Annotated in this window: 13 protein-coding genes; 5 read left to right on the forward strand and 8 right to left on the reverse strand. The window is 71.6% G+C overall.

From position 1 onward, the window contains the following. The first annotated feature begins 19 nt into the window (after window positions 1-19). Complete coding sequence (locus SACCYDRAFT_RS14965; protein ID WP_005457332.1) at window positions 20-934, forward strand: universal stress protein; 915 nt, start codon at window positions 20-22, stop codon at window positions 932-934. On the opposite strand, the gene SACCYDRAFT_RS14970 is transcribed toward SACCYDRAFT_RS14965, so the two are convergent. Together SACCYDRAFT_RS14970 and SACCYDRAFT_RS14975 are read right to left on the reverse strand one after the other, a co-directional pair. Beyond that, window positions 935-1,933 carry a DUF3048 domain-containing protein gene (locus tag SACCYDRAFT_RS14970; protein WP_043536522.1) on the reverse strand — a complete coding sequence of 333 codons (999 nt, stop codon included), beginning with the start codon at window positions 1,931-1,933 and terminating at the stop codon, window positions 935-937. It abuts the gene before it with no gap. Continuing rightward, the gene (locus tag SACCYDRAFT_RS14975; protein WP_005457335.1) at window positions 1,930-2,964 is read right to left on the reverse strand and encodes a zinc-binding alcohol dehydrogenase family protein; all 1,035 of its coding nucleotides are present in this window, start codon (window positions 2,962-2,964) and stop codon (window positions 1,930-1,932) included. Before SACCYDRAFT_RS14975 ends, SACCYDRAFT_RS14970 begins: the two co-directional genes overlap by 4 nt. Before the next feature lie 158 nt (window positions 2,965-3,122). Between SACCYDRAFT_RS14975 and SACCYDRAFT_RS14980 the strand changes: the two genes are divergently transcribed. Continuing rightward, window positions 3,123-3,548, forward strand: coding sequence for an Hsp20/alpha crystallin family protein (locus SACCYDRAFT_RS14980; protein WP_005457336.1), 426 nt, complete (start codon window positions 3,123-3,125; stop codon window positions 3,546-3,548). 251 nt (window positions 3,549-3,799) lie between these two features. Here SACCYDRAFT_RS14980 and SACCYDRAFT_RS14985 read toward each other — a convergent pair whose 3' ends face one another. Beyond that, complete coding sequence (locus tag SACCYDRAFT_RS14985; RefSeq protein WP_005457337.1) at window positions 3,800-4,306, reverse strand: universal stress protein; 507 nt, start codon at window positions 4,304-4,306, stop codon at window positions 3,800-3,802. Window positions 4,307-4,562: 256 nt separating this feature from the next. Between SACCYDRAFT_RS14985 and SACCYDRAFT_RS14990 the strand changes: the two genes are divergently transcribed. From SACCYDRAFT_RS14990 to SACCYDRAFT_RS15000, 3 genes are all read left to right on the forward strand, one after another. Then, complete coding sequence (locus SACCYDRAFT_RS14990) at window positions 4,563-7,379, forward strand: patatin-like phospholipase domain-containing protein (protein ID WP_005457338.1); 2,817 nt, start codon at window positions 4,563-4,565, stop codon at window positions 7,377-7,379. A 177-nt stretch (window positions 7,380-7,556) separates the two neighbouring features. After that, the gene (locus SACCYDRAFT_RS14995) at window positions 7,557-8,066 is read left to right on the forward strand and encodes a hypothetical protein (RefSeq protein ID WP_005457339.1); all 510 of its coding nucleotides are present in this window, start codon (window positions 7,557-7,559) and stop codon (window positions 8,064-8,066) included. 109 nt (window positions 8,067-8,175) lie between these two features. Then, complete coding sequence (locus SACCYDRAFT_RS15000) at window positions 8,176-9,324, forward strand: class I tRNA ligase family protein (protein ID WP_005457340.1); 1,149 nt, start codon at window positions 8,176-8,178, stop codon at window positions 9,322-9,324. 4 nt (window positions 9,325-9,328) lie between these two features. Here the strand turns inward: SACCYDRAFT_RS15000 and SACCYDRAFT_RS15005 are convergent, their stop codons facing one another. From SACCYDRAFT_RS15005 to SACCYDRAFT_RS15025, 5 genes are read right to left on the reverse strand one after another with little or no spacing between them, the layout of a single operon-like run. After that, complete coding sequence (locus SACCYDRAFT_RS15005) at window positions 9,329-10,648, reverse strand: ABC transporter substrate-binding protein (RefSeq protein ID WP_005457341.1); 1,320 nt, start codon at window positions 10,646-10,648, stop codon at window positions 9,329-9,331. Between the two features lie 3 nt (window positions 10,649-10,651). Beyond that, window positions 10,652-11,713: a branched-chain amino acid ABC transporter permease gene (locus tag SACCYDRAFT_RS15010; protein ID WP_005457342.1), complete on the reverse strand. Its 1,062-nt coding sequence runs from the start codon at window positions 11,711-11,713 to the stop codon at window positions 10,652-10,654. Next, window positions 11,714-12,592: a branched-chain amino acid ABC transporter permease gene (locus SACCYDRAFT_RS15015; RefSeq protein ID WP_005457343.1), complete on the reverse strand. Its 879-nt coding sequence runs from the start codon at window positions 12,590-12,592 to the stop codon at window positions 11,714-11,716. 35 nt (window positions 12,593-12,627) lie between these two features. Then, on the reverse strand, window positions 12,628-13,395 hold the full coding sequence (locus tag SACCYDRAFT_RS15020; RefSeq protein ID WP_005457344.1) for an ABC transporter ATP-binding protein: 768 nt from the start codon (window positions 13,393-13,395) through the stop codon (window positions 12,628-12,630). Further along, window positions 13,392-14,201 (reverse strand): ABC transporter ATP-binding protein, encoded by an 810-nt coding sequence (locus SACCYDRAFT_RS15025; protein WP_005457345.1) that lies wholly within the window; start codon window positions 14,199-14,201, stop codon window positions 13,392-13,394. The genes SACCYDRAFT_RS15020 and SACCYDRAFT_RS15025 overlap by 4 nt, the downstream gene beginning before the upstream one ends. Window positions 14,202-14,405 lie beyond the last annotated feature (204 nt).

Below are 14,405 nucleotides of genomic sequence, written 5' to 3' on the forward strand. Positions count from 1 at the left end.
TGCGTACCAGGGAGGCCGGATGACCAGTCCCCACAGCGACAACGCACCGATCGTGGTCGGCGTCGACGACACGGAGGCCGCCATGCGGGCCGTCCGATGGGCGTCCCTGACCGCGAAGAAGCACCGTGTACCGCTGCACCTCGTGCACGCCTCCGGGTTCAACGACCCCTACCTCATCGGTTTCACCGTGCCCCCGCCCGAGGCGTTCAAGGAGGAACTCCAGGAGCGAAAACGGCAGGCGTTGCGCACCGCGGAGGAGATCGCCACGGAGGTGGGCGCTCCGTCGGTGGAGGCGCGTTTCGAGACCGACGCGGCGATCCCCTTCCTGCTGCACGCCTCCCACACGGCCCGGATGGTGGTGGTCGGTTCGTCCGGGCGGACGGGGCTCGCGGGGCTGATGGTCGGCTCGACCACGTTGGCACTGGTCTCCCACGCCCGTTCGCCCGTGGTCTCGGTGCGCCAGGACTACCCCGACGCCGTGGCCGACGACGCCCGCCCGATCGTGGTCGGTGTGGACGGCAGCGAACTGAGCGTGCGAGCGGTCGGCCACGCGTTCGCGGAGGCCTCGTCCCGGGGCGTCGATCTGATCGCCGTGCACACCTGGAGCGACACCACCACGACGCTGCTGGAGGAACGGCGCATGTTCGAGAACTGGGAGCCCATCCACGACTACGAGGCGCAGGTGCTCGCCGAACGCCTCGCGGGCTGGCAGGAGGAGTACCCGGACGTGCGGGTGGAGCGGAAGGTCGTGAAGGACCGGCCGCGGCACGAACTGCTGGAACACAGCAGGTCGGCGCAGTTGGTGGTGGTGGGCAGCCGGGGGCGCGGCGGGTTCCGCGGGATGTTGCTGGGCTCCACCAGCCAGGCGCTCATCCACCACGCGTCCTGCCCGGTCATGGTCGTACGCCCGGAGAAACACCAGGGCCGGAGCTGATCAGCTCGGAAGGAGCAGCACCCACACCGGGCCGTCGGTGAGCCGCAGCGGCTGTCCCGACGAGGTGGTGAACCGGGTGCCGTCAACCGCCGACGGCCGTGACCACGTGCCGTCGAACAGTCTTCCCTCGCGCAGGATCGTGGCCGGTCCGGTGCCGACGCTGCGGACCACGGGGGACGGCGAACCGCTCGCGTCGCGCACCCCGGTGCCCTCGACGAGGCTCACCCGCTGCACGACGACGCTGGTGGCACCGACCTCGCCCGCTCCCGTCGAGGTCACCGGTGTTCCGTTCAGCGCCACCAGCCAGCGACCCGCGTCGGGCGACCACGTGAACCGGTACTCACCACGTTCGAAGGCGACGGTGTGGCCGGCCACCTGCCTGCCGTCGGGCGGCGCCTCCCCGCGCGGCAGGACCTCGTCGGGACCGGGGCCACTGCCCCGGGGCAGGAGGGGCAGCCGGGCGTAGAGATTGTGCGGGGCGGCCCTGCCGGGTTCCCGGTAGAACGCGTCCGGGTTGTCCCGCTGCCGCACCAGCATGGCCGACGACTCCGCGAGCGCGGGCTCGATCTCGGGCGCGGCCCCGGAGAACACGAGTGCCGGTTCGCCGTACTGGGCGAGCAGTTCGACGTCGGACTCCCGCGCGCTGCGTACTGGGCCGGAGACCTCGGGAAACCGCGACGAGTAGACGGCGGCCAGCCGTGTGAACCCGCCCTCCACCGGCTCGACGTAGACGACGTCGGCGTCCTCCAACCCGCTCTGAGGGCGGGCCGCGGGCACGTTGTCGATCTTCACCACAGTGATCGGGACGAAAGCGGCGGCGGATTCGGACCTGCCGGGCTCGGTCGCCGGCCGGCGGGCAGTGAACTCACCGGACCCATCGGACTCACCGGCGTCACCGGAATCCCCGTCGGACACGGACACCCAGACGACGGCACCCAGCACGGCGCAGAGCAGTACGGCGAACGCGGCCAGCGGGCCCTTGCGCGGCACACGGATCATCTCCTCGTGGTGGACCCGTCGGGCTGGAGCACGGCCGCACCGACGATCCGGCCCGCGGCGAGGTCGGCGAGCGCGCAGTCGGCCTCGTCCAGAGCGTACGGCGTGGTGGAGACCCGCAACCGATGCCGCCCGGCGAACCGCAGGAACGCGCGGGCGTCCTCGCGGGTGTTCGCGGTGACACTGCGGAGCTGGCGTTCCTGGAACAGGTGGGCGCGGTAGTCCAGTGGTGGGATAACCGTCACGTGAATGCCGGCGACGGCGAGCGTCCCACCCCGGTCGAGCGCGGCGAGAGCGACCGGCACGAGTTCACCGGCGGGTGCGAACAGCACGGCCGCGTCGAGTGGCTCCGGCGGCGGATCGGCGGCGCCCTGCACCGACGCGGCTCCGAGGTCGGCAGCGAGTTCCCGCGCCGCGGCACCACGCGTCATCACGTGCACACGGGCACCCTCCGCCAGCGCCACCTGTGTGGTGAGGTGGGCACTGCCGCCGAAGCCGTACACACCGAGTCGTCCGCCCGAGGGCAACGCGGCGCGGCGCAGGGCGCGGTAGCCGATGACGCCCGCGCACAGCAGTGGCGCGAGCTCGGCGTCGGAGTATCCGGGCGGTAACGGCATCGCGTAGTCCGCGGGTACGGTGACGTAGTCGGCGTACCCGCCGTCGGCGTCCCACCCCGTGTAGCGCGAGTCCGGACACAGGTTCTCCGCACCGCGCGCACAGTGGCGGCACGTTCCGCACGTGTGCCGCAACCACGGCACGCCCACCCTCTCGCCCGGTGCGAACTCCGCTCCGCTCCCCGCCTCGGCACTCCCCCCGACCTCACTGACCTCGCCGACCACCTCGTGCCCCGGCACCACCGCGGGCCGGTGCACGGTCAGGTCCCCCTCGGCGACGTGCAGGTCGGTCCGACAGACCCCGCAGGCGAGCACACGCACGAGCAGCTCGCCCGGTGCCGGTCTCGGCACCGGCTCGTCGTGCTTCGTCAGCGGCCCGGATGTGATCGGACCCGGCCGCGTCACGCGCCATGCCCGCATGGGCTGTCTCCTCGCTCGGCAGGGTCGTCTCCCAGCGTCCTCGTGCGGGCGGCGGGCCGCGAAGGGACTTAGGTCCCTCGACGGGACGTGCGGAGGGCTCTCGCGGCATCCGAGCCCGCCGGGCTGCGATGGAGGAAACCGCGTAGGAAGGGCACCTCATGAGCCAACCCGAACGCTCCCACGGACGCCCCCTGATTCCCGACTTCCGCGATCTGCTCGAGATGCTGCCCACGATGAGCGGGCTGCGCCCGGCCCTGGACCTGCACAGCATCCGCATCGAGGACCGCATCGAGAACGACGCCTACGTGCTGCGCGCCGAACTGCCGGGGATCGATGTGGACAGCGACCTCAACATCACCGTCCACAACGGCCTGCTGACCATCGAGGCGCAACGCACGGAGGAACAGTCGGAAAGCGGCCGGTCCGAGTTCCGCTACGGCTCGTTCGCACGCACGGTGGCGCTACCGACCGGAGCGAAGGAGGACGCCATCGACGCCTCCTACGACAACGGCATCCTCACCATCCGCGTGGAACTGAGCAAACCGGAGGAGGGCAGGCGGCAGATCCGCGTGCGACACGACTGAGCCCCGCCACGGCGGAAACCCCGCACACGTTCAAGCGACGAGGAAGCAGAAGAGCCCTCGACCGGCGGTTCCGCGGCACGACCGTCGGTGTGAGCGACTCGGACATCGACAACCACCACGAGTTCCTGCCGGCCCACCTGCTCGCCGAGGGGACTCTCCGCGTGGTCGGGGAGTCCTGAGCCGGAGCACACGCCAGCACACGTCGCAGTCTCTTCCCGGGTCGCCGCGAACACCGGCCGGGGAAACACCGGTCAGGTGGCACGCGGCACGCCTTCGGACGACGCGTTCTCGTCCACCGGCCACTCGTCCGTGTCCCCCCAGGACTCCGTGGCAGGCGGCACCACGACCACCGGCACCCTGGCGTGCTTCACGCACGCGCTGCTGACCGAACCCAGCAGAGCGCGACGCACCCACTGGCCGGCCCGGCGCGCGACCACGAGCATGGCCGCACCCTTCGACGCCTCGATCAGCCCGGCGGCGGGTGCGCCTTCGAGCACCACCGGGACGATTCGCGGCAACCGGTCCCGGCCACGGGTCACCTCCGCGATCGTGTCGTCCAGTTCGCGGACGTGACGCGCGCGGATCCTCTCGACGGGTTGCCACGGCGGTTCCTTGGCGAGGTCCACCGACCACACGACGACAGCTCGCACGGAGCAGTCGCGCACCAGCGCCTCGTCGATGGCCCATTCCAGCGCGTCGCGCGCGGCCGAGGAACGGTCCACACCCACCACGATCGGCTTGTTCGCCTTCCTCGCCATGCGGTCTCCGTTCATCGTCGACTTCCCCACCGCGCTTCCCCGTCGCACCAGATCCGAAACCCGAGCGTATAGGCCGTTATACGAGTAGGTGCGGCTCCGGAGACCACGGGCGAGCCACCCCGTCGGGGCGCGGTTCCGCTCGATCGGCCGTGTCCACGGCCGCCCCGTCGGTGAGATCATCCCCACCAGACCTGGTGACGAGGGCGTGGCCCGCATGATCGACACTGGAGCAGACGAGCCGAGGAGGGTGGCAGGTATGTCGGTGCCGGGTCCCGTCCGCCGAGACGTCCCGTCGCGCCCGGTCGCGGCCGGGTTGGCACTGGCTGCCATCGTGCTCACCGTGGTGGGCGGCTGGTGGCACACCGGCAGCGCACTCATCGCCGTGGAGTTTCCCACCCCCGGCAGACCGAGCGACCCGGACGCCGTCACGTCCGCCGCCGCCTGGGGCTTCGCGCTCGCCACCTGCTACGGGGCCGGCCTGTACCTGGGCACGGCCGCCGCGGGCTGGGTGTGGCGCACCCCGCCCGCCAGAGCCGTCGTCCGCTTCGGGATGACCGCCACCGTCGTCGCCGTGGTGACCCACCTCGTCGAGAACACGACGCTGTTGCTCTCGGGCGGCGCCATCACCGCGGAATCCGTGCTCGCACACTGCCTCACCGCGCTCGCCGTGGTGAAGTACTCTGCGCTGGTCCCCGCGGCGGTCGTCGCGGTGACCGGGGCGGCGGTGCTGGTGTGCCGGTGCGTGACCCATTCGGCCGCGAAGCTGGGTCAGCGTGCCGAGCATGTGATCGAGACCGTTCCCCCACGCCCCATCGAACCGGACGACCCTCCGCTGCCCACCGATTCGGACACCCGTGCCACCCGCTGGCGACAGGCGTACACCGTCCCCGACGTCCGCCCCGACGTCGTGAGCAGGCGCTGGCGACAGGGTGAGCACACCACCGGCTTCTGCCTGTCGGGCGGCGGCATCCGGGCCGCGAGTGTGGCGCTCGGCGCGCTGTCCTCGCTGCGGGAGGAACTGCTCGGCGCACGCTACCTGGTGTCGGTGTCCGGTGGCGGCTTCACGGCCGGGGCACTGCAACAGGCCCTCACGGGCGCGGGCTCGCCACCCCCGGGCGGCACCGTCGAGCGCGACCCCGAAACGGTCCTCACCGACGGAACCGCCGAACTCAACCACATCCGGCGCCACTCCAGCTACCTCGCCGACACCCCGGGCGAAGTCCTGGCCGCGCTCGGCCGCGTCGCCAGGGGGCTGGTGCTGTCCCTGACCGTCCTGTTCGGACCCGCGCTCGTACTCGGCGTCGCCGCCGGGTGGCTCTACCAGCGCGTGCCGCTGACCTCGCTGTCCTCCGACCCGATCAGCTATCCCACTCCCCGCCTCGGGGCGGCCGTGGCCGTGGTCGTGCTCGCGCTGTGCGCGTTTCTGTTCGGACTGGTGTCCCGGGACGAACACACCCGGCGCGGGATCGTCTCCCGGCTCGCCACCGACTTCGCGACGCTCGCCTGGATCGTGGCCGGGGTCGCGGTGGTCGTGCCCTCGCTCGCCTGGGCTTCGTCGTGGCTGCTGTCGCGCACCGACCTGGCCGTCGACGTCGGCGCCTCGGTGGGGGCGGTGGTGCTGACCTACCTCAGCGCCGTGTCCGCGATGGCGTGGCGGCACCGGGCGCGGCTGCGCCGCCGGTTCGGCTTCCTCCGCCGACGTGCCGATTCCGCTCCCACGGCGGCCGTGCCCGACGGGCTGCTGCAACGGCTGCTCGTCATCCTCACCACCGGTGTACTCGCCCTGCTGTGGCTGCTGCTGCTCGGCGCCGCCGTGATGACCGAGGGCCGGGCCGACGCACTGTGGACGGCCGCCGCCACGCTCGTGCTGGTCGTCGTGCTCGGCGGCCTGTTCGACGTGACCTCGCTCAGCCTGCACCCGTTCTACCGCGAGCGGTTGGCCCGCGCCTTCGCGGTGCGCGTCGTGCGCAGGCACTCCGACGGCCAGGTGGTGGCCGTGCCCTACGACCCGAGTGAGAGCACCACGCTGTCGGCGTACGGCGTCGTGGCCGAGGGCGTCCGGTTCCCCGAGGTCGTCTTCGCCGCCGCCGCGAACCTGAAGGGTGAGCACCGCACGCCGCCGGGGCTGGGCGCCGTGTCGTTCACCATGAGCGCGAAGTGGACCGGTGGCCCCGACGTCGGGTGGGTCCGTACCGACGACCTCGAACGCGTTGTGGGCAGCCGCATCCGGCGCGACCTCACAGTCCAGGGTGCCGTGGCGCTGAGCGGTGCCGCGTTCGCGTCCGCCATGGGGAGGCTGAGCCGCTGGTTCCAGGTGCTGCTCGCGGTGTCCGGTGCCCGGCTCGGCGCGTGGCTGCCGAATCCCGGCTTCGTGCGGCAGGCGAGGGAGGCGGCGCGGCGGGGCGACTGGGCGTATCCGTGGCTGCCGAGAACGCGGCGACTGCCCTACCTGGTGCGTGAGGTCTTCGGCAGTCACCCGCACCACGACCGGTTGCTGCACATCAGTGACGGCGCCCACTACGACAACCTGGGGCTGGTGGAGCTGTTCCGCCGCCGCTGCACCCGCATCTACTGCATCGACGCGAGCAACGACCATCCTCCGTCGGCACGCACGCTCGCCGAGGCGCTCGAACTCGCCCGCCAGGAGCTGGGGGTCCGGGTGGAGCTGCACGAGCCGTGGTGTGTCGATCCCGGCTCGGCGCGGTCCGCGCTGCCGGGCCACCCGCTGGCCGACCGCATGGCCACCTCACCAGTCGTGGTCGGCACCGTGCACTACCCGCCCGAGAGCGGGCTCGACGAGGGGGTCACGGGAGAGTTGATCGTGGCCAGGGGCGTGTTGTGGCCCGATCTGCCCTACACGCTGCAGTCGTACGCCGTCCACCACCCGGAGTTCCCGAACGACAGCACCGGCGATCAGTGGTTCGGTCACGGTGAGTTCGCCGCCTACACCGAGCTGGGCGCGCAGTTGGGGGCGGCCGTGCGTGCCCGCACGGCCCCGCAGCCTCCCGCCACCGGCCCTCGGCTGCGACCCGACGGAGCCACCGCTCCGCCCTCCCCGGCCGACCGGAATTGACCGTCCGCCAACTCTGGGAAAGCGCGCGGTAGGGTGTCCACGGCTGGTCTCCGCGCCGTCGCGGTGTGTGATGTCCCACCGGCTGGAGGGGCTCGACTCGGACGGGCGGATGCGGCAAGATACTGGCCTCGCCGACCAGCCGGCACCCGATGGGAAGCGACCGTGGAAGGATCTTTCGTGAATTCCCAGACCGCCCAGCTCGACGACCTCCGTCTGGTCGCGCTGCCCAGTGCCATCAAGTGCACCGAGCTGTTCGTCCGGTTCTCGCTCACCGAATGGTCGCTGCGCGACCTGTTCGACGAGGCGGCGGACGTGGCGCGGCAGTTGGTCGGCGCCGTGGTGGACAGGACCGACCCGTCCTCCCCCGGCTTCGTCACCGTGCGGCTGCGTCTGTCGGGCAACTGCCTCGTCGTCGAGGTGGAGGACGACCAGCTCACGCACATCCACGACGACGCGCCCGTGGTGGAGGGCTACCCGACCGGCGCCGTGCCCCTGGAGGGCCGGGGCAAGCTGGTGTGGTGCGAGGTGCCGCTGCCCAGCGGGGTGACGGCCGAGCAGGTACGGCTGCCCCGGCGCGACGAGCGCCGGACACGAACGGTGCCCGAACCCGCGCCGGGCGAGGCCACGGGCCCCGAGCCGGGAGTCGTCGACCGCATCCTCGTGAGCCTGCAGAACCGCGACTGGTAACCACTCCGGCGTGTCCGCGGCCGGTGCACGCGTGTTCGCATCCTGTGCACGCGTACCCGGTCCCTCCCGTCAGGACGCGGGGTAACGCCGCAGGCGCGACGATGGGGCCATGACGTTCGAATCGATGACCCGCTGGCGCCCCTCCACCGGGGCCACGGCGATCACCCTCGACGGGCGTTCGACGACGCTGCTCGACCGCGCCCGCGTCTACGCGTGCGGGATCACGCCCTACGACATGACCCACCTCGGGCACGCCGCGACGTTCGTGTGGGTGGACACGCTGCGGCGGGTCCTGCGGGTCCTCGGCGTGGAACCGATCCTGTGCCGCAACGTCACGGACGTGGACGACGTGATCGACGACGCCGCACGCACGGCGGGTGTGCGGTACGACCACTTCGCGGCGCTGCAGGAGTTCCGCTTCGACGAGGACATGTCCGCACTGCGGGTGCGCATGCCCGACCACGAGCCGAGGGCGCACCGTTACGTCGACGCGGTGATCCGGCTGGCCGGTGCGCTCGCCGCGTCGGGTGCGGCTTACGTGCGCGACGGCGGCGTGTACTTCCGGGGCAGACACGTGGTCGCACGGTCGCGGCTGAACGAGGAGACGGCGCTGCGCCTGGCGCGCGAGTACGGCGGCAGACCCGACGACGAGACGAAGGACGACCCGTTCGACGTCGCCGTCTGGCAGCCCGCCGAGCCGGGCCATCCGGTGTGGGACTCGCCGTGGGGCCCGGGCAGACCGGGTTGGCACGCGGAGTGCGTCGCCATGTCGGTGTCGACGTTCGGGCCCTGCGTGGACATCCATGCGGGCGGCGCCGATCTGCGCTTCCCGCACCACGCCTACCACGCGGCGATGGCCGAGGCGTACGCGGGCGTGTCCCCGTACGCGCGGGCGTGGTTCCACGTCGGCACGGTGCTGGTGGACGGCGCGAAGATGTCCAAGTCGCACGGCAACTACGTGCTCGTGCAGGACCTCCTACGCGATCACTCGGCTCCGGTGGTGCGGCTCGCGATCCTCGACCGGCCGTGGGCGGCCTCGTGGGAGTACGCCCCGGGGGTCCTGGACGTCGCCGCCGCGAGGCTGGAGGACCTGCACCAGGCCGCGGGCAGGCGAGGCGGGCACACCGACGAGCCCGGCATCGAGCGCATGCGGCGGCTGCTCGGCACCGACCTCGACGTGCCAGCCGCACTCGACGTCGCCATCGAACGCGGCGGGACCGCGGCGCGCGTGCTGACCGCCGCCCTCGGCCTGGCCTGACCGCTCAGTTCACCGGTGCGACGTCGGGAATCCCGTCCTCCGGCGGTGGAGCGTGCTCGGCGTCCGACGCGGTGATGGGCGCGTCACCGTTGTCGGTGAGCAGGACGGGCGTCAACGCTTCGGTACCGTCCTTGCCGATCTCCACGACCCGCACCCCGGACACGCCCGCGTGGGAGTCCGTCGAGTAGCGGAAGGGCGCGAGGGCGGGACCGGTGAAGTCACCGCCCGCCGTCTCCAGTGCCCGCACCAGGCCCTCGCGGGTCGGCTCCGGGCCCGCGGCCTGCAACGCCTGCACGAAGGTGTACGCCTGCGCCATCCCGTATATCCGGTAGTTGGTGAGTTCACCGTCGCCCCCGTGGGCGTCCCACACCCGCTGCCACAGCCGGACCCACGGGTCGTCGGTGTCCTCGACTCCGGCGAGGTACTCGGTGGTCAGTGCGCCCTCCAGCGAACTCGCGTCCTCGACCTTCCCCTCGGAGAACCGGGCCAGCAGCGATCCGACGAGCTGGGAGTCGGAGCCCACGTTGCTGTAGACCCACTGGGGTCGGTAGTCCAGGCGCTGCGCGGAGAGCTGGCTCAACGCGGTGAAGGACGGCACGGTGAATCCCACGACGACCTCCGCACCGGCGTCCTTCAACGCGCTGATCTGCGGGGTGACGTCGTTGGCGGTCGGGGCGTACCGCTGAGCGGCGACGATCTGCGAGTCGACGTAGGCCCGGATGCCCTTCTCCCCGTCGTCCCCGAAGTCGTCGTCCTGCAGCAGCAGACCCACCTTCGCGTCCGCGTGGTTCTCGGCGAGGTACCTGCCGAGGATCTTGCCCTCGATCTCGTAGTCCGACTGCCAGCCGAACGTGCCCGGGTAGCGGTCGGGCTGGTCCCACAGCAGTGATCCGGACGAGACGAACAGGTCGGGCACCCCGTTGTCGTGCAGGAGATCGAGCACCGCGCTGTGGGTGGGGGTGCCCAACCCGCCGACCATCGCGAAGATCTCGTCGCTCAGCACGAGCTCGTTCGTCACCTGGCTGGTGTTGGTGGGGTTGTAGGCGTCGTTCTTGTAGAGGTATTCGATGGTGCGGCCGTGGACGCCGCCCTGGGCGTTGACGAAGTCGAAGTACGCCTTGGTGCCGGTGGGGATCTCGCTGTAACCGGGCGCGGCGACACCCGTGAGCGGGAAGTGGGCACCCACGGTCACCGTGTCGGCGGTGACGCCGGTCTCCGCACCGCCTGCCTCCGCGTCACCTCGCCCACCCGCCCCACATGCCGACAGCATCATCGCCACGGTCAGTCCGGCGAGTACCGCCCGTGGTCTCGGTGTCGCTCTCATCCGTCATCCTTTCCGCTTTCGTACCCGGTTCCAGACGCGGCGACCGAGGCCGGCCACTCCCGACGGAGCGACGAGCATCGCGGCCACCAGCACGATCCCGTAGACGAGGGGGGCGAGCTGCGCCGCCCGCACGGCGGTCAGGCCGAGCTCGGTCCCCAGATCGGTCACCGCGGGCGGGAGGAACACCAGCAGGGCGCTGCCCAGCACCGCACCGGTGAGACTGCCGAGCCCGCCGACCACCACCGCCGTCAGCAGTGAGAGCGACAGCACGAGCGTGAACCCGCTGGGAGCGGCCAGCCGTACCACCATCGCCAGCACGGAGCCCGCGAGTCCCGCGCAGGCTGCGCTGACCACGAAAGCCAGGACTCGGGCCCTGCCGAGATGGATGCCGGCCAGCGCGGCGGCCACCTCGTCGTCCCGCACGGCGCGCCACGTCCGCCCGTACCGGCTCGCCGCGAGGTTGGCCAGCAGCAGGAGGACGAGCAGCAGGGTTCCCCACGCCACGTAGGCGAGGAACTTCTGGTGTCCCAGTTCGGCTCCGGTGACGAAGAACAACGCGTCGTCGAACCACCGCGCGGGCTCCGGCGTGTTCACGGCGAGTCCCTGCTCGCCACCGAGGACACCGTCGAAGTGCACCGCCAGCCCCGGTAGCCCGACCGCGAGTGCGAGGGTGGCCCCGGCGAGGTACGGACCCTTCAGCCGAGCGGCGGCCGCGCCGACGACCACTCCGACGAGCGCGGTGAACACCGTGGCGGCGAGCATGGCGATCCCGAACGGCAGAGCACCGTCGCGCAGCAGCAACGCGGTGGTGTACGCGCCCACCGCCATGAGGGCACCGTGCCCCAGTGAGATCTGGCCGTTCAGCCCGGTGAGCACGGTCAGGCCCGCTGCCGCGATCGCGTAGTAGGCCACGGCCGCGAGCTGCGCGTGCCGGAACGCGGAGACGTTCTCGCACACCAGCACCACGGCCACCAGTGCGAGGGCCGTGACGAGGAGGTGGCGCGCCGGGGACGACACCGGGACGAACCGGCGCAGGGTACCCGCCGTCGCGGTCGGCTGACTCATTCAGACCTTCCTCTCGCTCGTACGGCCGAACAGTCCTCGAGGCCGGGCGAGCAGCACCACGACGAGGATCGCGAGTGCCGCGAGCGCCACGAGTTCACTGCCGAGGTAGCCGGACACGTAGGACAGTGCGAGTCCGGTGAGCAGCCCACCGACCACCGCGCCGGGAGGACTGTCGAGCCCACCCAGCACCGCGGCCACGAACCCGAACACGATCACCGGCTCCATGTACGCGGGGTGGATCAGGCTCCCACCGGCGATGAGCAGACCGGCCAGCGAACCCACCACGGCCGCCAGCGCCCAGCCCAGCGTGAGCATGCGCCCCACGCGGATCCCGAGCAGCCGCGACACCTCCTCGTGCAACGCGGAGGCGCGCATCCGCAACCCCAGGTCGGTGAGCCGGAACAGCGCCACGAGCGCGAGCATCACCACGAGCACCGCGAGCACGACGAACGCGTTGAACGGCGTGAACGCCACCGTGGTTCCCCCGACGGAGAACCCGGTGAGTGAGAACGGCGCGGGGAAGGACTCGTAGGCTGAACCGAACAGCACCGCGGCCAGCGCCTGGAGCGCGACGAACAACCCGAGTGTGACGATGACGGCGTTCAGCTCGGGGCCGCCCTCGACGGGCCGGACGACCACGCGCTCCAGCACGGCTCCGAGCACGAATCCGGCGGCGAGCGCGACCGCGAACCCCACCCAGTACGGCTGGCCACTCTCGATGACGGCCAGCGCGAGGTAGGTGGTGAGCATGGCCATCGCACCCTGCGCGAAGTTGACGACGCGTGTGGAACGCCAGATCAGCACCAGTGCCAGCGCGAAGGCGGCGTAGATCGCGCCCTGGCTGATGCCGTTGAGGGTGAGGTCGACGAATCGCTGCATGCGGTTCTCCCGCGGTCGGCAATGGTGTGGGGAGGTCAGAAGCCGAGGTAGGCGTGGCGGAGTTCGTCGTCCTCGGCGAGCGTGGCGGCGTCCGACCGGGCCACCACCCTGCCGAGGTTCAGCACCACACCGGTGTCGGCGATGGACAGCGCGCTGCGCGCGTTCTGCTCGACGAGCAACACCGCGATCCCCTCGGTGTCGACCAGCTCGCGCAGCACCGCGAAGATGCGGGAGACGACCCGAGGGGCGAGGCCGAGCGACGGCTCGTCCAGCAACAACACCTCGGGCGCCGACAGCAGCGCCCGGCCGATCACGAGCATCTGCCGCTCGCCGCCGGACAGCGAGTGCGCGGCCTGCTTCTCACGCCGCCGCAGCGACGGGAACAGCGAGTACACGTCGGCGATCGCGGGCGGGGTCCGTACCGACGAGCGGGCGGCACCGAGCAGCGCCCCGAGTCGCAGGTTCTCCTCCACCGTCAGCTCCGTGATCACCCCTCGGCCTTCGGGAACGTGGGCGAGGCCGGCCCTGGTGACGTCCTCGGCACTCGCCCCGGTGAGGTCCACCTCGCCGAGCTCGACCCGTCCCGCCTGTGGCCGCAGAAGTCCCGACACCGTGCGCAGCAACGTCGTCTTGCCCGCGCCGTTCGCCCCCAGGACGGCGGTGACCCGCCCCGCAGGTGCGGCGAGGTCGACGTCGTCGAGCGCGGTGACCGGACCGTAGTGCGCGGTCAGCCCCCGCACGCGCAACCCGCTCCGCTGCGCACCGTCCTCACAGGAGGCCCGGTCGTCCGGCATGCCGCTCATGCGCGAGCCTCCTCCCCCAGGTACGCCGACACCACGGCGGGGTCCTCGGCGATCGCGTCGGGCGGTCCCGACGCGATCACCCTGCCGAAGTCGAGGACGGTGATCCGGTCGCACACCGACATCACGAGGTCCATGTGGTGGTCGACGAGCACGACCGCCATCCGGTCGGACAACGCGCGTACGAGCTCTCCGAGCTCGCCCATGTCGTCGTGCCCCAACCCGCTCGCCGGTTCGTCGAGAAGCAGCAGTTCGGGCTCCGACACCAGGGCGCGGGCCAGTGCCACGCGTTTGCGCACGGGGTACGGCAGGCTGTCGGGCAACGCGGTGGCGTGGGCGTGGATACCGAGATCCCGCAGCACCGCTTCCGACTTCGCTCGCAGGGCCCGCTCGTCGGACACCGAACGCCGCAGTCCCAGCAGCGCCGAGACGAAACCCGACCGGCGGAACCGGTCGGCACCGACCATGACGTTCTCGAGCACCGTGAGCCCTCGGAACAGGCCGAGCCCCTGGAGCGTGCGGGCGATGCCGAGAGAGGCCAGTCGGTGCGGGCGGGGGTGGGGCACCGGCTCACCCCGGACGTGGATCTCCCCCGCCTCGGGTCGTACGAACCCGCAACAGACGTTGAACAGGGTGGTCTTGCCCGCGCCGTTGGGTCCGATCACGCCGTGCACCTCCCGGTGCCACGCCGTGAGCGACACGTCCGACAACGCGGTGAGGCCACCGAACCGCACCGTGACTCCCTGGAGCTCGAACAGGGGTTGCTCCGGCGGTGTCCCGCCGGTGTCGACCGTGTCCTCGCGTCGCACGTCCACACCTCCCGCCGCTTGAGCCCCGTCGCCGCCCCGTTCGCCTGACGGTCGGGGCAGCAACAGCCTCGTGCCGAACGCCCAACGACGGCCATAGGCGCACCGCCCAGCGTTTGCCCGGAGAACTGGGCGGATCGCCCGATTCCGGCAACGGCCGGACCACGGGGTCACGGACGCGGACCGGAACCCGTATGGCGCGAGTTC

It is taken from the genome of Saccharomonospora cyanea NA-134 (genome assembly GCF_000244975.1).
GTDB classification, from domain to species: Bacteria; Actinomycetota; Actinomycetes; order Mycobacteriales; family Pseudonocardiaceae; genus Saccharomonospora; species Saccharomonospora cyanea.

Coding starts and splice junctions, on each gene's coding strand:
- SACCYDRAFT_RS14965 (WP_005457332.1), top strand. CDS start 20: ATGACCAGTCCCCACAGCGACAACGCACCGATCGTGGTCGGCGTCGAC.
- SACCYDRAFT_RS14970 (WP_043536522.1), bottom strand. CDS start 1,933: ATGATCCGTGTGCCGCGCAAGGGCCCGCTGGCCGCGTTCGCCGTACTG.
- SACCYDRAFT_RS14975 (WP_005457335.1), bottom strand. CDS start 2,964: ATGCGGGCATGGCGCGTGACGCGGCCGGGTCCGATCACATCCGGGCCG.
- SACCYDRAFT_RS14980 (WP_005457336.1), top strand. CDS start 3,123: ATGAGCCAACCCGAACGCTCCCACGGACGCCCCCTGATTCCCGACTTC.
- SACCYDRAFT_RS14985 (WP_005457337.1), bottom strand. CDS start 4,306: ATGGCGAGGAAGGCGAACAAGCCGATCGTGGTGGGTGTGGACCGTTCC.
- SACCYDRAFT_RS14990 (WP_005457338.1), top strand. CDS start 4,563: ATGTCGGTGCCGGGTCCCGTCCGCCGAGACGTCCCGTCGCGCCCGGTC.
- SACCYDRAFT_RS15000 (WP_005457340.1), top strand. CDS start 8,176: ATGACGTTCGAATCGATGACCCGCTGGCGCCCCTCCACCGGGGCCACG.
- SACCYDRAFT_RS15005 (WP_005457341.1), bottom strand. CDS start 10,648: ATGAGAGCGACACCGAGACCACGGGCGGTACTCGCCGGACTGACCGTG.
- SACCYDRAFT_RS15010 (WP_005457342.1), bottom strand. CDS start 11,713: ATGAGTCAGCCGACCGCGACGGCGGGTACCCTGCGCCGGTTCGTCCCG.
- SACCYDRAFT_RS15015 (WP_005457343.1), bottom strand. CDS start 12,592: ATGCAGCGATTCGTCGACCTCACCCTCAACGGCATCAGCCAGGGCGCG.
- SACCYDRAFT_RS15020 (WP_005457344.1), bottom strand. CDS start 13,395: ATGAGCGGCATGCCGGACGACCGGGCCTCCTGTGAGGACGGTGCGCAG.